Below are 19,559 nucleotides of genomic sequence, written 5' to 3'. Positions count from 1 at the left end.
CACTTGTCGCAAAAACAAGAATAAGGAACCGTCATGTTCGATATCAGCCAGTACCCCCAAGCCGATGCCGTCCGCCGGGCTGCGCAACTGAGTCAGGACGAGTACAAGCGGCTCTATAAAGAATCCATCGAACACCCCAGCGCCTTCTGGGCCGAGCAGGCCACACGCTTTCTCGACTGGATGACGCCCTGGCAAACCGTCCAGCGCTATGACCTCAAGAACGGCGACGCGACCTGGTTCGCCGGTGGCAAGCTGAACGTCAGCGCCAATTGCATCGACCGTCACCTGCAAACACGCGGCGACCAGACGGCAATCATCTGGGAAGGCGACGACCCCGCCGAATCGGCAGAAATCACCTACAAAAAACTACACAACCATGTGTGCCGCCTCGCAAACGTGCTGAAAAGCCGTGGTGTGAAGAAAGGCGACCGGGTCTGCATCTACATGCCGATGATCCCCGAAGCCGCCTACGCCATGCTCGCCTGTACCCGCATCGGCGCGGTGCATTCAGTGGTGTTCGGCGGTTTCTCACCGGACTCGCTGCGCGACCGGATTCTCGACGCCGATTGCCGCACCGTGATCACCGCTGACGAAGGCGTGCGCGGCGGGCGCTTCGTACCGCTCAAGCGTAACGTCGACAAGGCCCTGGAAAGTTGCCCGAACGTCAGCACCGTGCTGGTGGTCGAGCGCACCCAGGGCGAGGTGAACTGGGTTGAAGGCCGTGACCTGTGGTACCACCAGGCCATGCACGAGATGAGCGACGACTGCCCACCCGAACCGATGGACGCCGAAGACCCGTTGTTCATCCTCTACACCTCCGGTAGCACTGGCAAACCCAAGGGCGTGCTGCACACCACGGGAGGCTATCTGCTGCAAGCGGCGATGACGTTCAAGTACGTGCTCGATTACCGCGACAACGAAGTGTTCTGGTGCACCGCCGATGTCGGCTGGGTCACCGGTCATAGCTACATCGTCTACGGCCCGCTGGCCAATGGCGCCACCACGCTGATCTTCGAGGGCGTGCCGAGCTACCCGAGCAGTTCGCGCTTCTGGGAGGTGATCGACAAGCATCAGGTCAATATCTTCTACACCGCACCGACCGCCCTGCGCGCGCTGATGCGCGAAGGTGCCGGCCCATTGCAGGAAACGTCCCGCAAAAGCCTGCGATTACTCGGCAGCGTTGGTGAGCCGATCAACCCGGAAGCGTGGGAATGGTATTTCAACACGGTAGGCGAACAGCGTTGCCCGATTGTCGATACCTGGTGGCAGACCGAGACGGGCGGCATCATGCTCAGCCCGTTGGTGAGCGCCCCACGGCTCAAGCCAGGCTGCGCCACCCGGCCGATGTTCGGCGTGCAACCGGTCTTGCTGGATGAAGTGGGCAAGGAAATCAGCGGCGCCGGCAGTGGCGTACTGGCGATCAAATCCAGTTGGCCCGGGCAGATTCGCAGCGTCTACGGCGATCATCAACGCATGGTCGACACCTACTTCAAACCCTACCCCGGCTATTACTTCACCGGCGACGGCGCGCGCCGCGACGAAGATGGCGATTACTGGATCACCGGGCGCATCGACGATGTGATCAACGTTTCCGGGCATCGCATCGGCACCGCCGAGGTGGAAAGCGCCCTGGTGCTGCACGACAACATTGCCGAAGCAGCCGTCGTCGGCTACCCCCACGACCTCAAGGGCCAGGGCATCTATGCCTTTGTCACGCCGATGAACGGTGTGGAGGCCAATGACGAGTTGAAGAAGGAACTGCTGGCCCACGTCAGCAAGGAAATCGGCAGCTTCGCCAAACCGGAGCTGATCCAGTGGGCGCCGGCGTTGCCCAAGACCCGTTCGGGCAAGATCATGCGGCGCATCCTGCGCAAGATCGCCTGCAACGAACTCGACAGCCTCGGTGATACCTCGACCCTGGCCGATCCAAGTGTGGTGGAGGGGCTGATCGACAAACGCCTGAATCGCTGAGCCAGACAACTTGGCTTCCCAGAAGCACCGTGCCTTTGTGGCGAGGGAGCTTGCTCCCGCTGGAGTGCGTAGCGCTCCCAAAAAAGATAGGGCCGCTGCGCAGCCCAGCGGGAGCAAGCTCCCTCGCCACAGATCGGTGCCCGGCTCCAGATCCGTATGCAATCCCCCAACCTGGGTTTGTATAACTGCTAAACTCCCGCGCCTCATTTCTCTAAGGCGCGCCCGGCATGTCTTCCTTGAATCAGGCGCTGCGCGCCGCCCTCGACCAGCGCCACGAGTTGCTCGACCAACTGCACCAGCAAGGCACCGACTGCTATCGCCTGTTCCATGGCAGCCAGGAAGGCGCACCCGGCCTGACCATCGACCGCTACGGCCCGCAACTGCTGGTACAGAGCTTCCATAAAGCGCTGGAGCGCGACGACCTGCTGCAACTGCACGGCATCGTCAACGAACGGCTGGGCCTGGAGACGCTATTGGTCTACAACGACCGCGCCCGGGGCAATTCGCGCGTCGACCGCCAGGACACCGTCTATCAGGCGGACGAGGCCGCCCTGCAAGACCTGGTCGGGCATGAATGGGGCTTGAATTATCGCGTCCGCGGTCGCCATGCCGGGCAGGACCCACTGCTGTTTCTCGACCTGCGCAACGCCCGAGGCTGGGTCAAGGCACACAGCCGCAACAAAAGTGTGCTGAACCTGTTCGCCTACACCTGCGGCGTCGGCCTGAGCGCTGCGGCCGGCGGCGCGCGGGAGGTGTGCAACCTGGACTTCGCCGAAGGCAACCTGGCGGTGGGCCGCGAAAACGGCCTGCTCAACCCCGATTTGCCGCCGATGGCGTTCGTGCAGTCGGATTACTTTCCGGCGATCCGCCAACTGGCCGGCCTGCCCATCAGCCAGCGGCGCGGGCAGAAACTGCCCAACTACGTGCGCCTGGAACAACGCCAGTACGACCTGGTGCTGCTCGATCCGCCGGCCTGGGCCAAAAGTGCGTTCGGCACCGTCGATCTGTTGCGCGACTATCAAAGCCTGCTGAAACCGGCATTGCTCACCACCGCCGACAATGGCGTGCTGATCTGCTGCAACAACCTGGCAAAAGTGCCCATGGACGACTGGCGCGAACAGGTACTGCGTTGTGCGGAAAAAGCCGGTCGCCCGGTGCGCGAGTGGAGCGTGCTGACGCCCGGCAGCGATTTCCCCTCCCTCGACCAGCAACCGCCACTCAAGACCCTGGTCCTCCAGCTCTAAGCCAGGCTCAGAATTCTCACGCAAAAAACGGACAAATCTCATAAATCACAGTGGCTTCGGAACCGTAAACGCATGCCATACTCCAAGGCACTCCGAATTCACACCAAGATGAAGCCGCACATGCCCAAAGGATTGATTCGCGCCATCGGCGCTCTGTTGACCGCACTGGCCCTCTACAGCCTGTTGGGCTTTCTGATTTTGCCGGGCATCGCCTTGCGCATCGCCAACCAGCAACTGGCCACCTTTGCGACGGTGCCGACCCAGATCCAGCGCATCGAACTCAATCCCTTCAGCCTTGAAGTCACCCTCTGGGGCCTGAATATCGGCGAACCAGGCAAGGAACAGGTCGGCTTCGAACGGCTGTATGCCAACCTGCAGCTCGACAGCCTGTGGTCGGGCGCCCTGCACCTGGTCGACATCGAGCTGGACAAGCCCAAGACCGAAGTGATGTTCGCCAAGGACGGTCAATTGAACCTGCTGGGCCTGTTCAAGCTGCCGGCCAGCGAGCCGACGCCCGCCGCCCCCGAGGCCAAGCCGTTCCCCCTGCGGGTCGACCGAATCAAGTTGGCCGGCGGTTATGTGCATTTTCAGGACCTGCGCCCCAGCGAACCCATTGAGTTTCTCTACGACACCCTCGATTTCGAGCTGAAAAACCTCAGCACCCTGCCCGACGACAATGCCGACATGACCTTGGTGGCTGCTGGCCCCGAAGGCGGACAGATCGACTGGACCGGTAATTTCAGCCTCACGCCGATTGCCTCCCAAGGCACTCTCAAAGTCACTGGCGGCCAAATGAAAGCCTGGTGGCCCTATGTGCGCGACGCCGTGCCGCTGGTTCTGGAAAACGGCGTCCTGAACCTCAGCACCGACTACAAGCTCAACCTGGCCAAGGGTACCGAACTGCTGCTCAACAACGCCGCGGTCAGTGTCGCGCCCTTCGCCATCAAGGCACCCGATGGCCGTCCACTGGTGAAGCTCGAACGCCTGGACGTGAGCGAAACCTCGGTGGACCTGGCCAAGCAGCAAGTTATCGTGGGCAAGATCCGTAGCCAGAAGCTGGAAACCTGGGCCGCTCGCGAGGCGGACGGGCAGTTGGACTGGCAGAAACTCTTCGCCAGCCAGCCGGCCAAACCGCAGGTCAAGGCTGAGCCGGCATCCGCCCCGGCAGCGGCAGACTCGCCAAAAGCTGAACCGGCACCGCCCAGCAAACCCTGGCAGGTGATGTTGAAGGATGTGCAACTGCGCGACTATAAGGTGCACTTGGCCGACCGCCAGGCCCAGCCCGCGGTGGCACTGGAGGTCGGCCCGCTGAACCTCGACCTGCAGAACTACGACACCCTCAATGGCTCACCCTTTACCCTCAAGCTGGACACCGGGGTAGGCAAGCAGGGCAAGATCCTGGCCGACGGCGAGGTCAACCTGAACCCGATCACCGCCAAGCTCAAGGTCAAGACCCAGGACGTCGACCTGCGCGTCGCTCAGTCGTACATCAACCCGTTCATTCGCCTGGAGCTGCGCTCCGGGATGCTCGGCAGTGACCTGGCGGTCGACCTCAAAAGTACCGAACCGCTGGCATTTGCCGTCACCGGCCGCGCCCAGGTCGATCAGTTGCACACCCTCGACACGCTCAAGACCCGCGACTTCCTCAAGTGGCAAAGCCTGGTCCTCGAAGGCCTGAATTATCAGCACGGTGACAGCCTTTCCATCAACAAGGTCAACCTGTTCCAACCGTACGCGCGCTTCATGATCAACGACGACCGCACCACCAACGTCGATGACCTGCTGATCCCGCAACCGGCCGACAGCGGCACGAAGAACACCGCGGCAAAACCGGCGCCCCAGGAAAAACCGCTGGGCATCCACATCGGTGGTATCGCCATCAATGACGGTTCGGCCAACTTCGCCGACTTCAGCCTGACCCCCAATTTCGCCACGGCTATCCAACAGCTCAACGGTGCAATCGGCACGATCGACAGCCGCCAGGCCAAACCGGCCAGTGTCGACATCAAGGGCAAGGTCGATCGCTATGCACCGGTCACCATCAAAGGGGCGGTCAACCCCTTCGACCCGATGGCCAGCCTCGACATCGCCACCAGTTTCAAACGGGTCGAGCTGACTACCCTGACGCCCTACTCCGGCAAGTTCGCCGGCTATCGCATCCGCAAGGGTCGGCTCAATCTCGATCTGCATTACCGAATCACCCAGGGCAAGCTCCAGGCGGAGAACAAAGTGGTGGTCGAGCAGTTGCAACTGGGGGAGAAAGTCGACAGCCCGGACGCCGTGAGCCTGCCACTCAAATTGGCCGTCGCATTGCTCAAGGATTCCGACGGCAAGATTTCCATCGAACTACCGGTGTCCGGCGATCTCAACGACCCGCAATTCAGCGTCATGCCAATCATCTGGCAGACCCTGCGCAACCTGGTGGTACGAGCGGCCCAGGCGCCGTTCAAGCTTATCGGTGGGCTGGTGGCCGGCGGCGGCTCGGAAGACCTGGGCAGCGTGGCGTTTGCGCCAGGCTCCAGCGACCTGAGCAAAGACAATGAAGGCGTGCTGCTCAAACTGTCCGAGGCCCTTGGCAAACGTCCGGAGCTGCGCCTGGAGATCGAAGGCACCGCCGCCGAAAGCAGCGACGGCCCACTGCTCGCCGCCCAACGCCTGGAGCGCGAATATCAATACAACTACTACAAGATGCTGCAGCGTCGGGGCGACAAAGTTCCGGCCCAGGCCTCGCTGATACAGGTGCCCGAGGACGAAAAGGCGCCGCTGCTCGAAGGCATCTACCGCACCCGCCTCAAGACCCAACCGCCCGCCGAATGGACACAATTGGATAAAAAGGCGCGTATCGAGAAACTGCGTGAAGGCGTGATCAAGTTCTGGAGCGGCAGTGACGTGCTCTTGCGCCAACTGGGGCAGGAACGGGCCAGTAGCATCAAGGACTTCCTGGTGGACAAAGGCCAGTTGGCCGATGACCGCGTGTACTTCATCGACGCCAACCTCGGCCAGGCCGAGAGCGATGGCCGGGTGATTACCCCCCTGCATCTGGATGCCGAATAGATGAAACCCTGGTTCGGACTCTGCCTGGGTCTATCGCTGGCCACCGGCCAAGCCGCGGCTGCCGACACGCTGCGCTGCGGCAGCCAACTGATCAGCGTCGGCGACCGCTCGAGCGAAGTGCTGCAAAAGTGCGGGGAGCCAGCGGCGCGGGATGACCTGGGCTACAAGCGCAGTGTCAACCGCCGGGAAGAATACCCGGTGGAGGAATGGACCTACGGCCCCAACAGCGGCATGTACCAATACCTGCGCTTCGAGGGGAATCGGCTGGTGCAGATCACCAGCAAGCGGGGGCGCTGAGGTTTGTCCGTACAGAGGCGTTGAATGTACTACCGCCATCGCGAGCAAGCTCGCTCCCACAGGAGGATGGCGATGAGCACTGATTTTGAGATCACCCAGAACAATGTGGGAGCGAGCTTGCTCGCGATGGCGATCCTACAGACTCATCCACAACCGCTGCCCCCCAATTGATCCACCCCACAATAGAACAGGCCCCCGGCACGAATGCCGGGGGCCTGTAATGGCCACGTCCGTGTGGCCTTTCGCATGAACTCCAAAGCGACGGCAAACGTATATCCTGGCCCGCTTGCCGCGCCTTCTCCCAGTCCAGGCGAGAAGTCTTAGCCTTATTCGGCTTTCAGGCCATCAGCCGATACGGCCTTGACGCCTTTGATTTTCTTGGCGATCGCCACAGCGGTGTCTTTTTGTGCCTCAGTGACTTTGGTCATCGAAGATAGGGACACAACACCTTTGTTGGTTTCGACTTTGATATCAGTGCCTGGAATGCCTTTTTCGGTGACCAGGTCAGCTTTGACCTTGGTGGTGATCCAGGTATCGGAAACGTCTTCCTTGGCCTCTGTCACTTCGCCCGCAGCCAGCATCATTGGCGCCTGAGTTGCTTGAGTGGTCTCGGCGAATGCGCTAGCCATGGTCAGGGTCAGAGCGGTAGCAGCGGCGGCAGTGATAGCGAACTTCTTCATACGAGTAACTCCTGTTTTTCTCAGAAACTGCCGGGGTGATGCATTCCGGCAGGGTTAACAGGAGTAGTGCGAAGGCTGTGCCACTTTTGAAACGTTCATTAATTACTTATAAATCAGCAAGTTAAGCGAAACGGTAATTTTCACAATCATGCAAAATGCATGAACTGCCGATTCTGGACATGCAAGTTGCGGGTTTTGGGTTCCAACTAACCATATGAATTTCTGAGCTTTTCTCTTTGCTTCCAAGTACGGGAGTCAGATCGATTTCGAAGATCAAGCCCCGCTCATCAGAGCGGGGCGCCTGCTGTCATCAACTCGCTGGAGTGGCGGCAGCGGCAGCGCCGCCAGTACAGCCGGCCGGAAGGAATTCCTGGGCCGCCGTAGAGCCGCACGTCCAGACACCCGCGGCTGAACGACTTAGAGTAATTGTTTGACCTGCCACGGGGGCAGGTGCATTGCGAAGAACACAAGCGATGGTACCCGTTCCTGCGGAAGCCGTGCCTGAAGCGGTCATCGTGCAGTTACTGGTGGATGCAGTTCCCCCTATAAGGTCCAACGTTGGATTGGTCCCTTGATTCATGACGTCCTCAAATGGCACTTTCAACGCGGATACCTCTGCCAGACCGGCCGTAGCCTTCGCCCTGGCCTGGTACTTGGAATACTGCGGCAACGCAAACGTCGCCAGAATGCCGATGATCGCCACAACGATCAGCAGCTCGATCAGGGTAAAACCACTCTGCTTATTCATAGACATCTCCAATGCATGAGGCGAAATCTCATGACCTGAAACGGCCGTTGCACGGCACATGCCAACCCTACGCGCCCTGCCAGCAAGGGGTTCGACCGGCCAGGCTCCTGCGTCCTACCCCAACAACCGCACTATCTGACGTTTTTTGTCACCCTGCTCCGCTGGTTTGGCGTCGATGCTTGACTAGGCTATAAGTCATGAACTGTCCGCCGTCGGTATTCCCATGAATGACATTCCCCTCAGCGGTCTGGCCAAGCAACTGGTGCTGGCCGAACTGATCACCGAGCAAAATGCTCAGCAGGCGTACCAACAGGCCCAGCGCAGTCGCATGCCCTTGGTCAGTTATCTGGTGCAAAACAAACTGGTCCAGAGCCGTCAGGTGGCGGAAATCGCCTCGGAACATTTCGGCGTGGCCCTGCTGGACCTCAGCAGCCTGGAGAAAGACACCCAACCCACGGGGCTGGTCAGTGAAAAACTGGTGCGCCAACATCATGCCCTGCCACTGTGGCGACGCGGCAACAAGCTGTTCGTGGGCATTTCCGACCCGACCAATCACCAGGCCATCAATGACATCCAGTTCAGTACCGGCCTGACCACCGAAGCCATCCTGGTGGAGGACAACAAGCTCAGTGACGCCATCGAAAAGTTTTTCGAATCCAGCAGTACAGGCCTGGAAGGCATGGGCGATGTCGATCTCGATGGCCTGGACATCGAGTCGATCGACGATTCCAAGCAGGACTCCATCGGCGGTCAAGACACCGACGACGCGCCGGTGGTGCGCTTCGTCAACAAGATGCTGCTGGACGCGATCAAGGGCGGCTCTTCCGACTTGCACTTTGAACCCTATGAAAAAATCTACCGGGTGCGGGTGCGCACCGACGGCATACTGCGGGAAGTGGCCAGGCCGCCGATCCAACTGGCCAACCGTATCGCCGCCCGCCTGAAAGTCATGGCCAGCCTGGATATTTCCGAGCGGCGCAAACCCCAGGACGGGCGGCTGAAAATGCGTCTGTCGAAAACCAAGTCCATCGATTTCCGGGTCAACACCCTGCCCACGCTCTGGGGCGAAAAAGTGGTGATCCGGATCCTCGACCCCTCCAGTGCGCAAATGGGCATCGATGCCCTGGGCTACGAACCGGACCAGAAAGACCTGTACATGGCCGCCCTCAAGCAACCGCAAGGGCTGATCCTGGTGACCGGTCCGACCGGCTCGGGCAAGACCGTGTCGCTCTACACCGGGCTGAATATCCTCAACACCGTGGACATCAACATTTCCACCGCCGAAGACCCGGTGGAAATCAACATGGAAGGCATCAACCAGGTCAACGTGAATCCGCGCCAGGGGCTGGACTTCGCCCAGGCCCTGCGCTCGTTCCTGCGCCAGGACCCGGACGTGATCATGGTCGGCGAGATCCGCGACCTGGAAACCGCCGAGATCGCCATCAAGGCCGCCCAGACCGGGCACCTGGTGCTCTCCACCCTGCACACCAACAGCGCTGCCGAAACCCTGATCCGCCTGCAGAACATGGGCATTCCGGGGTTCAACATCGCCACCGCCGTGCACCTGATCATTGCCCAGCGGCTGGCGCGCAAGCTGTGCAGTCACTGCAAGAAAGCCATCGAGATTCCCGAGGAAACCTTGCTCAAGGAAGGTTTCCCTCGGGAACACCTCGGCACATTCACGATCTATGAGCCGGTCGGTTGCGAACAGTGCAACAACGGTTACAAAGGGCGCGTGGGAGTTTACGAAGTGGTCAAGAACACGCCCGAGCTGCAACGGTTGATCATGGCCGAGGGCAACTCGCTGGAGATCGATCTGCAAATGCGCAAGGACGGCTTCAATGACCTGCGCACGTCGGGGCTGCTCAAAGTGATGCAGGGCGTCACCAGCCTCGAAGAAATCAACCGGGTCACCAAGGATTGAACATGGCGGTCAAGGCAGTCAAAACCGATGTTTACACTTGGGAAGGCAAGGACCGCAAAGGCACAAAAATGAGTGGCGAGCTGACGGGCCAGAGCCCGGCGCTGGTCAAGGCACAGCTGCGCAAACAAGGCATCAACCCGCAGAAGGTGCGCAAGAAATCCACTTCGATATTCAGCAAGGGCAAGCGTATCAAGCCACTGGATATCGCCCTCTTCACCCGCCAGATGGCCACGATGCTCAAGGCTGGCGTGCCACTGCTGCAGGCGTTCGACATCATTGGCGAAGGCTTCGACAACCCCAGCATGCGCAAGCTGGTGGACGAGGTGAAGCAGGAAGTCGCCGCCGGCAACAGCTTCGCCGCGGCGCTGCGCAAGTGCCCACAATATTTCGACGAGCTGTACTGCAACCTGGTGGATGCCGGCGAACAGGCCGGTGCCCTGGACACCCTGCTGGACCGAGTCGCGACCTACAAGGAAAAGAGCGAAGCGCTCAAGGCCAAGATCAAGAAAGCCATGACCTACCCGGCGGCCGTGGTCCTCGTTGCCGCAGTGGTCACGGGGATCCTCCTGGTCAAGGTCGTGCCGCAATTCGAGTCGGTATTCTCCGGGTTCGGCGCGCAACTGCCAGCCTTCACGGTGATGGTCATCGGCCTGTCGGAAATCATGCAGCAATGGTGGTGGGTAATGCTGGGCGGGTTGATGGGGGCGTTTTTTGGCGTGAAGTACGCGCTCAGGCGTTCGGAGCGCTTTCGCGACTGGCGCGACAAATGGCTGCTCAAGCTGCCGCTGATAGGCACCTTGCTGTACAAATCCGCCGTGGCCCGCTACGCCCGCACGCTTTCCACCACCTTCGCCGCCGGCGTGCCGCTGGTGGAGGCCCTGGACTCGGTGTCTGGCGCCACCGGCAACGTGGTGTTCAAACATGCCGTGCAGCGCATCAAGCAGGAGGTCTCGACCGGCATGCAGTTGAATTTTTCCATGCGTGCCTCAGGGATCTTTCCGAACCTGGCGGTCCAGATGACCGCCATCGGCGAGGAATCCGGTGCGCTGGACGACATGCTCGACAAGGTGGCGAGCTTTTATGAGGCCGAGGTGGACAATTTGGTGGACAACCTCACCAGCCTGATGGAACCCTTCATCATGGTGGTCCTGGGGGTGGTCGTCGGTGGCCTGGTGGTTGCCATGTACCTGCCCATCTTTCAACTCGGCTCTGCGATCTGACATGCCCCTGAGCGAATTCTTCGTGCTGTATCCCCTGGCTTTCGTGCTCGTTGCAGCACTGCTCGGCCTGATCATCGGCAGCTTCCTCAACGTGCTGGTGTGGCGCCTGCCGAAGATGCTCAACCGCGAATGGCGCCTGCAGGCTCACGACCTGCTGGGCCTGCCGGCCGAAACCCCGGGCCCGGTCTACAATCTGATGCTGCCCCACTCCCAGTGCCCGCACTGCGGCCATCGCATCCGCGCCTGGGAAAACATTCCACTGCTCAGCTACCTGATGCTGCGCGGCCGCTGTTCGAGCTGCGCCGCGCCCATCGGCAAGCGTTACCCCCTGACCGAACTGGCTTGCGGCGCGTTATCGGCGTTCGTCGCCTGGCATTTCGGCTTTGGCTGGCACGCCGTGATGGTGATGGTCTTGACCTGGGGCCTGCTGGGCATGAGTCTGATCGACGCCGAGCATCAATTGCTGCCCGATTCCCTGGTGCTGCCACTGTTGTGGCTGGGCTTGATCATCAACAGCTTCGGACTCTTCGTGCCCTTGAACCAGGCGATGTGGGGCGCGGTGGCCGGCTATCTGGCGCTGTGGTCACTGTTCTGGGTGTTCAAGCTGGTCACCGGCAAGGAAGGCATGGGCTACGGGGATTTCAAGCTGCTGGCGATGCTCGGCGCCTGGGGTGGCTGGCAGATCCTGCCGCTGACACTGCTGCTGTCGTCGCTGGTGGGCGCCATTGTCGGGGTGATTGTGCTGCGCTTGCGTGATGCTCCCGAGTCGACGCAGATTCCCTTTGGACCTTATCTGGCCATTGCCGGCTGGATTGCCTTGCTCTGGGGTGGTCAAATAACCGACTTCTATTGGCAGTCTGTCGGTTTTTAATGAATACCTCAGTGAAAAAGCCCTGGATTCTCGGCCTGACCGGTGGCATCGGCAGCGGCAAGAGCGCGGCGGCGCAGCATTTCATCGACCTGGGCGTGCACGTCATCGACGCCGATCATGCGGCGCGCTGGGTGGTCGAACCCGGACGCCCGGCGCTGGCGAAAATCGCCGAACACTTCGGTCCCGGCGTATTGCAGGCCGACGGCGCCCTGGACCGGGCGGCGCTGCGCAAGCTGATCTTCGAGAATGCCGATGAGCGCCGCTGGCTCGAGGCGCTGCTGCATCCGCTGATCGCCGAGGAAATCGCCCATCATCTGGCCCAGGCACAATCGCCCTATGCGATCCTGGTATCGCCGCTGCTGATCGAGTCGGGGCAGTACGCCATGACCCAGCGGATCCTGGTGATCGATGCGCCGGAACAATTGCAGATTGAACGTACGTTGCAGCGCGACCAGACCAGCCAACAGCAGGTCCAGGCGATTCTCAAGGCCCAGTCCAGCCGCCAGGATCGCCTGAGCCATGCCGACGACGTGGTGGTCAATGATCGCGACCTCGCCTGGCTGCACAGCGAGGTCGAGCGCCTGCATCACTTTTACCTTACTTTGCGTGGAGGCCAATCATGAGCCAGACCCCAACCGTTGATTGCCCAACCTGTGGCGCCCCTGTGGAATGGACCCCGGAGAGCAAATTCCGGCCGTTCTGCTCTGACCGCTGCAAACTGATCGACCTCGGCGCCTGGGCCTCGGAAGAACACAAGATTCCGGTCAGCCCCGACGCCGAGGACGAGCTGTTCAGCGAAGACTTCGAGCCCCGGCATTAAGGCAGTGTCGCTCACTCAGGAAAAATCTGAGTCATTGTGGCGAGGGGATTTATCCCCTCGCCACAGAGTCATCGTTTTCTTGGGTGTACGGCATTCGCCATTAAGGCCGCATGAAACCGTAGTCCTGTTCATCGTCGAGGTTTTCCGCCAGGAAACTCAACTCATCGGCCAGGTCTTCAGGGCTGCGCACTGTCTTGCTCTGTTGCACGATCGCACTGAGCAAGGCGCGCAGGCTCAAGCCTGGGTCAAAACCGATCTCCATTGCGGCATCGTGGCTACGCCTGATCTCTTGTCTGGCCCACTCATAAACACTCATGGTTGTGCTCCTGGAAATTTTCCAAAGCATGAATGGCGTGTGGTGGTACAGCCTTGACGTGAATCAAGGCTTGTCCTCATCGTTCCACGGAGCCGACAGGTAACGCGTGCGGTTGAAGGTCTCCAGCCATTCGGGACTGAACACCACCAATGCGCTGATCACCATACCGTTGATAAAGGCCTCGGGAAAAATGATCAACCAGAGGTAGCCGACAAAATCTTCCAGCCAGTAAGGCATGGCGAATATTCCGTCGTACCACAGCAGGCCAAGCCCCAGCAGCAGGCACGCCAGCGCCGAAAGCGCGGCCGCGAGAAACCCCGGACAGAAGATATACACAAACAGATTGCGCGGCTGGGCGCGCTCCACCAGGATCGCGCAGCACTCGGTGACCAGCACCGGCAAAAGGATCAGCAGCGCACCGTTGACCCCTACCGCTGCCATGTCCTGGCGGCCCAGCAGCACCAGCGCGAGCTGCGCGCACAGGCCACCGAGGATCGCCAATGGCCAGTCCAGCAATAGCGTCACTGCAGTCATGCCGATGAAATGATACGAGACACCCGTATCGAAATCCCGGCGCACCAGCCACAGCATGAACAACGCCAGCACTGTGCCGAACAGCAGATGCTGGCGACGGCTGTCGGTGAACAACTCGACCCACGGTGCCCGAAACACCGCCCAAGCCAAGGCAGGCAGAAAAATCAGCCAGCCGCCCGCCAGCGTCTGCGGGGAGAGCAGTTCGGCACCGATCATGGGACTACTCCTTTCGCTTGCCCTTGCCTCAAACAGGCTGTTGTGGCGAGGGAGCTTGCTCCCGCTCGAGCGCGAAGCGCTCGCAAATGCTTCGAGTCTGCTTCGCAGCCCAACGGGAGCAAGCTCCCTCGCCACGTTTTTTTCAAACCAGCAGTCTACACCCCGCCCACAACGCCCATTAATCCACGCAACGCTTTCAGCTTGTCGCAATTGAACGCTAAGCTTGGGCTCATGGATGACTCCGATTACTTACGCCTGCTGACCATCGCGGCCGAGCAAGCCAACGCCTTTCTCTCCAATGCCCGCAAATGGGAGCGTGAGCGTTGGGTTTGCCAGCGTCTGCTGCAAGGGCTGAACGTACCTTATCGCGCCGACGAGTTCGCGCCGGCCGGCGAGCCGCCGGACGTGTTGTTTCGCGATGCCAATTTCGAAGTGTTTTTCGTGCTCGACGAAGGTCGACGCCTCAATGACGAATGGCGCGATGAACTGCAACGCCGCCGCAGCGCCTTCTCCCTGAGCCAGCTGGTACGTCGCGAGGCCAAGCCGCGGCGGATTCCGGCCAATGAGTTCCTGATGCGGCTGGCCCCGACCCTGCGCAAGAAAGCTCACAACTACACCGAGCGCGGCATGGACCTGGGGGACCTGGACATCATCGCCTTCGCCAGCCTCAAGCGCGAAGTGCTGGACCTCAACAGTCACTTCCCACCGCCGACCGAATACCTGCGCCAGGGCTGGCGCTCGCTGTCACTGGTGGGGCCGACGTTTGCCCGGGTGCTGTTCGCACACCCCGACGCGCCGGACTTCCTGCGCAGCAACCTGGGTCGCAGCATTGTGTTCGATGTCGGGATCAGCCTGTGAGCCCACTGCAGGAATTGATTGCCGCTGTGCCCCAGCAGGGCCGCGTACGCTGGATTGGCGTACGACCTCAGGGCCACGCGCCCATGATCGAACTGGATGCCGTGGAGGCCCGCCTGGAGGCTGGGCTGACCGGCGATCACGCTCGCCCCGGCGTGCGCAATGCGCGGCAAGTGACGCTGATCCAATGGGAGCACCTGGCCGTGATCGGCTCGCTGATGGGCCGTCCCGAGGACCGGCCCGTGCTGCCACAGGAGCTGCGACGCAATATTGTGGTCAGCGGCATCAATCTGTTCAGCCTCAAGGGCCGGCGCTTTCGCGTTGGCCAAGCCATTTTTGAAACCACCGGCTGGTGCCAGCCTTGTGCCCGATTGGAGCGAAACCTCGGCGAAGGTACATTCCAGGCCGTACGCGGCCATGGCGGAATCACCGCCCGGGTGTTAAAAAGTGGAATCATTCGCCTGGACGACAGCCTGATCGTCGAACCCGTTCCGGCGAGCGGCTACGCTGCTTTCAATGCTGGCTAGCCGGACGCTGTAACGTCTTCACATTCCGCAACGTCTACCTGACGAGGCCTTTATGACCAGCCGCCTGAACCCAGAAGACCAGAAGCATGTCGAAGAGTACCTGCAACTGTCCCAGCACCGAGTCGAGCGCCGGCCTTTCCGGCCGTGGATGCTCCTGGTGGTAGTACTGGCCGTGACCATCGGCCTGGGCCTGTTGAGCCGACTGATCAGTTACCTGACGCTATGAGCCGCCCAGTCACACTGCCGCTCGCTCGGGTAACGGCACCGATTTCCTTTAGCCTTGCGAGATATCCCCATGACTCATCGTATTGTCATCGTTGGCGGCGGCGCCGGCGGTCTGGAGTTGGCTACCCGTCTGGGTAAGACTCTGGGCAAGCGCGGCACGGCCAGTGTGATGCTGGTCGACGCGAACCTGACCCACATCTGGAAACCGCTGCTGCACGAAGTGGCCGCAGGCTCCTTGAACTCCTCCGAAGACGAACTCAACTATGTCGCCCAGGCAAAATGGAACCACTTCGAGTTCCAGCTCGGGCGCATGAGTGGCCTGGATCGCGAGCGCAAGAGAATCCAACTGGCCGCCACCTACGATGAGGCGGGCGTCGAGCTATTGCCGGCCCGGGAACTGGGCTACGACACGCTGGTGATTGCCGTCGGCAGCACCACCAATGACTTCGGCACCGAAGGCGCAGCGCAGCATTGCCTGTTCCTCGACACCCGCAAACAGGCCGAGCGCTTCCATCAGCAACTGCTTCATCACTATCTGCGCGCCCACGCCGGGCAAACCGATATCGTCGAGCGCATCAGCGTCGCCATTGTCGGAGCCGGTGCGACCGGGGTCGAACTGGCGGCCGAGTTGCATAATGCCGCCCACGAACTGCACGCCTACGGCCTGGACCGGATCAAACCGGAAAACATGCACATCACTCTGATCGAAGCGGGCCCACGCGTCTTGCCAGCCCTGCCGGAACGTATCGGCGGACCGGTGCACAAGACCCTGGAGAAACTCGGCGTCAACGTCATGACCAACGCCGCCGTCAGCCAAGTGACCGCCGACAGCCTGATTACGGCAGATGGCAAAGTGATCGACGCGAGCCTGAAAGTCTGGGCCGCCGGGATTCGCGCCCCGGACTTCCTCAAGGACATCGACGGGCTGGAGACCAACCGGATCAATCAGCTGCAAGTGCTGCCTACGTTGCAGACCAGCCGCGACGAGAACATCTTTGCCTTCGGCGACTGCGCCGCCTGCCCGCAACCCGGCAGCGAGCGCAACGTCCCACCCCGCGCCCAGGCCGCGCACCAGCAGGCCTCGCTGCTGGCCAAGTCCTTGAAGCTGAGGATCGAGGGCAAGGCCCTGCCCGAATACAAATACACCGACTACGGCTCGCTGATCTCGTTGTCGCGGTTCTCGGCAGTGGGCAACCTGATGGGCAACCTGACCGGCAGCGTGATGCTCGAAGGGTGGCTGGCGCGGATGTTCTACGTTTCGCTCTACCGCATGCACCAGATGGCTCTGTACGGCATGTTCCGCACGGCCATGCTGATGCTGGGCAGCAAGATCGGGCGCGGGACTGAGCCACGGCTGAAGTTGCACTGAGACCTTACTGACGATCGTGTTCCCACGCTCTGCGTGGGAATGCAGCCCGGGACGCTCCGCATCCTTTGTGACGCAGAGCGTCACTGGATTCACTCCCACGCAGGGCGTGGGAGCGATCATCCCTTCATGTCCCTTCAGTAATCAAACCTGAAACCGCTGCACCATCGTGCGCAATGAATTGGCCAGTTGCGACAACTCATGGCTGGACGCACTGGTCTGGTCCGCGCCGGAAGCCGAACGCACCGACAAATCACGAATGTTCACCAGGTTGCGATCCACCTCGCGGGCCACTTGTGCCTGCTCTTCGGCGGCGCTGGCAATCACCAGGTTGCGTTCATGGATTTCATTGACCGACGCCGTGATGGTCTGCAACGCGTCCCCCGCCCGCTCCGCCATGGCCAGGGTACTGGCGGCGCGACTGGAGCTGGCCTGCATGGAGTCGAGTGCCTGGGTGGCGCCGCTGCGCATGCCTTGGACCATTTGCTCGATTTCCTGGGTCGATTGCTGCGTGCGATAAGCCAGCGCCCGCACCTCATCGGCCACCACTGCAAACCCACGTCCACTCTCACCCGCCCGGGCCGCTTCGATGGCCGCGTTGAGGGCCAGCAGGTTGGTCTGCTCGGCGATGGCGCGGATCACGTCCAGCACCTTGCCGATATCCTGCGATTGGTTGGCCAGGGATTGCACCAGGCCGCCAGTCACTTGCACGTCGCTGGCGAGGGCGCCGATGGCGTCGACCGTGTCGCTGACCCGCTGTTGCCCAAGGGACGCCGACTCACTGGACTGACGCGTGGCATCGGAGGTGGAAACCGCATTGCGCGCGACTTCTTCCACGGCGGTGGTCATTTCGGTGACGGCCGTGGCAGCCTGTTCAATTTCGTTGTTCTGTTGTTGCAGGCTTTGGGTGCTGTCGAGCGTGACGGCGTTCAGTTCATCGGCTGCGGTGGCCAGTTGCGCGGCCGAACCGCTGATGCCCTGCAACGTCTCACGCAGATTCTGCTGCATGGCCGCCAACGCCTTGAGCAAGCGACTCACTTCGTCGTTGCCATGGGTCTCGATTGGCCGGGTCAGGTCACCCCGGGCGACGTTCTCCGCAGCATTGAGCGCCTCACCCAAGGGTTTGACGATGCTGCGCGTGAGCAGCATGGCCAGGGCCACCGTGGCCAGGGCGGCGAGCACAACGAACAGGCTGACGATCATGCGGGAATTGGCGTAGTGCTCCTGGGACTTCTGACTCTCGATGGACACTTGCTTGGAGAACAGCTCCGCCAGGTCGTTGAGCTGTTTGCCGGAACCGTCCACCACGGTCTTCATGTCCACCAGCAGCAGCTTGATCAGCTCGTCCCGACGCCCTTGCTCTGCCAGGGTGAAGGATTGGGCGATACCCGTACGATAAGCGGCGAAGGTTTGCTTGAACTGGTCATAAAGCGCCTTGCCTTCAGGCGTCACGACGAGCTTTTCGTAGGCCGCGATTTTTTCGCTCAGCTCCTTGTCGCGCGTATCCATCTGTCCGCGATACACCGCAATATTCTTCGGGTCCTGGTCCAGGGCCATGCGCAGGGAAATGGTGCGGATGCGCAACATCCACTCGCGGATCTCATCACCACCGCGAATGCTCGGCAGCCACTGGGTCTCTACCGCGACTTCACTGTCACGGATACTCGACATCTGTCCCAGCGCGAACACCCCGAGCAATGCCACCAGCACGGCGATCAAGGCAAAACCCAACGCGGCACGAGGGGCGATATTCAGCTGACGAAGAACCATAGGGAATGCCTTTTTTATTATTGGCCTGAAGTGGGGCAAGGCCCCTGTCGGCGGGTTATCGGCAGGTTGTACGATGTCTTAAGTCAAATCCGCTTTATCGCACGCAAAAAAAAATCCCCGTATCTTTCGATACGAGGATTTTCAATATGGTCGGGGTAAGGGGATTCGAACTCCTGACATCCTGCTCCCAAAGCAGGCGCGCTACCGGACTGCGCTATACCCCGGTAAAAAAAAGGCGACCTTCGCAAGTCGCCTTCTCGATCAGCGCTTTTGGCCTCTGATCTTAAGATTCGATTCCAGCGAACTGGTTTCAAAAATGGTGGGTCGTGTGGGATTCGAACCTACGACCAATTGGTTAAAAGCCAACTGCTCTACCAACTGAGCTAACGACCCAAAAATGGTCGGGGTAAGGGGATTCGAACTCCTGACATCCTGCTCCCAAAGCAGGCGCGCTACCGGACTGCGCTATACCCCGATTGAAATGGCTCCGTGACCAGGACTCGAACCTGGGACCCAATGATTAACAGTCATTTGCTCTACCGACTGAGCTATCACGGAACTGATATTTCAAGTTACAACGTTGAAGCTAGCTTCAACCTCTTCTACCCTTACGCATCGCTGCGTTCGTGTGTCTGAGGCGCGCTATTCTACAATCTTCAAAACCTCTGTCAACCCCTTAAATTGCTTTCAAGACAATGATTTGCAACTTATTTTGGATTCCTTCTCAGCGAGAAGTAACCCTTGGGGTGACTGACTGCGGGGCGCACTTTACAAGCCTTTTCCTTTGAGTTCAACGGCCTGATGAAAAAAATGGCGCTTGGAAGCGAGCCCCCCCATAAATCAGGAAAAGAACACCGGCCATGGCGAGGGAGCCTGCTCCCGCTGGAGCGCGAAGCACTCCTCGCTTTTTGAGGGGCCGCT

Annotated in this window: 18 protein-coding genes, 4 tRNA genes and 1 pseudogene; 13 read left to right on the top strand and 10 right to left on the bottom strand. The window is 60.5% G+C overall.

Annotated features, from left to right (window positions below; genetic code table 11):
• Positions 1-33: 33 nt before the first annotated feature.
• From acs to BLU76_RS27740, 4 genes are all read left to right on the top strand, one after another.
• Complete coding sequence (gene acs / locus BLU76_RS27755; RefSeq protein ID WP_092150440.1) at positions 34-1,971, top strand: acetate--CoA ligase; 1,938 nt, start codon at positions 34-36, stop codon at positions 1,969-1,971.
• 227 nt (positions 1,972-2,198) lie between these two features.
• Entirely contained in the window at positions 2,199-3,215 is a 1,017-nt protein-coding gene (locus tag BLU76_RS27750; protein ID WP_092150437.1) for a class I SAM-dependent rRNA methyltransferase, read from the top strand.
• Positions 3,216-3,335: 120 nt separating this feature from the next.
• Positions 3,336-6,269: a DUF748 domain-containing protein gene (locus BLU76_RS27745; protein WP_170867327.1), complete on the top strand. Its 2,934-nt coding sequence runs from the start codon at positions 3,336-3,338 to the stop codon at positions 6,267-6,269.
• Complete coding sequence (locus BLU76_RS27740; RefSeq protein ID WP_092150432.1) at positions 6,270-6,566, top strand: DUF2845 domain-containing protein; 297 nt, start codon at positions 6,270-6,272, stop codon at positions 6,564-6,566.
• Between the two features lie 326 nt (positions 6,567-6,892).
• Here BLU76_RS27740 and BLU76_RS27735 read toward each other — a convergent pair whose 3' ends face one another.
• Together BLU76_RS27735 and BLU76_RS27730 are read right to left on the bottom strand one after the other, a co-directional pair.
• Positions 6,893-7,246, bottom strand: a complete 354-nt coding sequence (locus tag BLU76_RS27735; RefSeq protein WP_063324333.1) for a BON domain-containing protein — start codon at positions 7,244-7,246, stop codon at positions 6,893-6,895.
• Positions 7,247-7,556: 310 nt separating this feature from the next.
• The gene (locus BLU76_RS27730) at positions 7,557-7,994 is read right to left on the bottom strand and encodes a pilin (RefSeq protein WP_092225303.1); all 438 of its coding nucleotides are present in this window, start codon (positions 7,992-7,994) and stop codon (positions 7,557-7,559) included.
• Positions 7,995-8,217: 223 nt separating this feature from the next.
• Here BLU76_RS27730 and pilB point away from each other — a divergent pair, with 223 nt between their 5' ends.
• From pilB to yacG, 5 genes are read left to right on the top strand one after another with little or no spacing between them, the layout of a single operon-like run.
• On the top strand, positions 8,218-9,918 hold the full coding sequence (pilB, locus tag BLU76_RS27725) for a type IV-A pilus assembly ATPase PilB (RefSeq protein WP_092150429.1): 1,701 nt from the start codon (positions 8,218-8,220) through the stop codon (positions 9,916-9,918).
• Positions 9,919-9,920: 2 nt separating this feature from the next.
• The gene (locus BLU76_RS27720; RefSeq protein WP_063324331.1) at positions 9,921-11,138 is read left to right on the top strand and encodes a type II secretion system F family protein; all 1,218 of its coding nucleotides are present in this window, start codon (positions 9,921-9,923) and stop codon (positions 11,136-11,138) included.
• Between the two features lies 1 nt (position 11,139).
• Complete coding sequence (locus BLU76_RS27715) at positions 11,140-12,009, top strand: prepilin peptidase (protein ID WP_092225301.1); 870 nt, start codon at positions 11,140-11,142, stop codon at positions 12,007-12,009.
• Complete coding sequence (gene coaE, locus BLU76_RS27710; RefSeq protein ID WP_092225299.1) at positions 12,009-12,632, top strand: dephospho-CoA kinase; 624 nt, start codon at positions 12,009-12,011, stop codon at positions 12,630-12,632. The genes BLU76_RS27715 and coaE overlap by 1 nt, the downstream gene beginning before the upstream one ends.
• Positions 12,629-12,829, top strand: coding sequence for a DNA gyrase inhibitor YacG (yacG, locus tag BLU76_RS27705; RefSeq protein ID WP_072346097.1), 201 nt, complete (start codon positions 12,629-12,631; stop codon positions 12,827-12,829). Before coaE ends, yacG begins: the two co-directional genes overlap by 4 nt.
• A gap of 100 nt (positions 12,830-12,929) precedes the next feature.
• Here yacG and BLU76_RS27700 read toward each other — a convergent pair whose 3' ends face one another.
• Together BLU76_RS27700 and BLU76_RS27695 are read right to left on the bottom strand one after the other, a co-directional pair.
• Entirely contained in the window at positions 12,930-13,145 is a 216-nt protein-coding gene (locus BLU76_RS27700; protein ID WP_013694234.1) for a hypothetical protein, read from the bottom strand.
• 63 nt (positions 13,146-13,208) lie between these two features.
• A complete protein-coding gene (locus BLU76_RS27695) occupies positions 13,209-13,895 on the bottom strand; it encodes an energy-coupling factor ABC transporter permease (RefSeq protein WP_092225297.1) in 687 nt (228 codons plus the stop codon).
• 231 nt (positions 13,896-14,126) lie between these two features.
• Between BLU76_RS27695 and BLU76_RS27690 the strand changes: the two genes are divergently transcribed.
• The 4 genes from BLU76_RS27690 (at position 14,127) to BLU76_RS27675 (ending at position 16,871) form a co-directional block, all read left to right on the top strand.
• Positions 14,127-14,753, top strand: coding sequence for a DUF1780 domain-containing protein (locus BLU76_RS27690; RefSeq protein WP_003205682.1), 627 nt, complete (start codon positions 14,127-14,129; stop codon positions 14,751-14,753).
• Positions 14,750-15,277: an MOSC domain-containing protein gene (locus tag BLU76_RS27685; protein WP_092150415.1), complete on the top strand. Its 528-nt coding sequence runs from the start codon at positions 14,750-14,752 to the stop codon at positions 15,275-15,277. Before BLU76_RS27690 ends, BLU76_RS27685 begins: the two co-directional genes overlap by 4 nt.
• A 52-nt stretch (positions 15,278-15,329) precedes the next feature.
• Positions 15,330-15,503 carry a DUF3094 domain-containing protein gene (locus BLU76_RS27680; protein ID WP_003205686.1) on the top strand — a complete coding sequence of 58 codons (174 nt, stop codon included), beginning with the start codon at positions 15,330-15,332 and terminating at the stop codon, positions 15,501-15,503.
• Positions 15,504-15,572: 69 nt separating this feature from the next.
• A complete protein-coding gene (locus tag BLU76_RS27675; RefSeq protein ID WP_063324325.1) occupies positions 15,573-16,871 on the top strand; it encodes an NAD(P)/FAD-dependent oxidoreductase in 1,299 nt (432 codons plus the stop codon).
• Positions 16,872-17,012: 141 nt separating this feature from the next.
• On the opposite strand, the gene BLU76_RS32435 is transcribed toward BLU76_RS27675, so the two are convergent.
• From BLU76_RS32435 to BLU76_RS27650, 6 genes and pseudogenes are all read right to left on the bottom strand, one after another.
• Positions 17,013-17,876 (bottom strand): methyl-accepting chemotaxis protein, encoded by an 864-nt coding sequence (locus BLU76_RS32435; RefSeq protein ID WP_371856982.1) that lies wholly within the window; start codon positions 17,874-17,876, stop codon positions 17,013-17,015.
• Positions 17,868-18,638 (bottom strand): annotated as a pseudogene (locus BLU76_RS32430) (MCP four helix bundle domain-containing protein); the annotation flags it as partial. The gene BLU76_RS32435 and the pseudogene BLU76_RS32430, both read right to left, overlap by 9 nt.
• A gap of 147 nt (positions 18,639-18,785) precedes the next feature.
• A tRNA-Pro gene (locus BLU76_RS27665) sits at positions 18,786-18,862 on the bottom strand.
• A gap of 93 nt (positions 18,863-18,955) precedes the next feature.
• Positions 18,956-19,031 (bottom strand) — tRNA-Lys (locus BLU76_RS27660).
• A gap of 5 nt (positions 19,032-19,036) precedes the next feature.
• A tRNA-Pro gene (locus tag BLU76_RS27655) sits at positions 19,037-19,113 on the bottom strand.
• A 7-nt stretch (positions 19,114-19,120) separates the two neighbouring features.
• Positions 19,121-19,196 (bottom strand) — tRNA-Asn (locus BLU76_RS27650).
• Positions 19,197-19,559 lie beyond the last annotated feature (363 nt).

The organism is Pseudomonas sp. NFACC08-1 (assembly GCF_900106735.1).
Classification (GTDB): Bacteria; Pseudomonadota; Gammaproteobacteria; order Pseudomonadales; family Pseudomonadaceae; genus Aquipseudomonas; species Aquipseudomonas fluorescens_Q.
The sequence above is the reverse complement of the archived record's forward strand: the minus strand, read 5'-3'. Positions and strand labels throughout refer to the sequence as shown.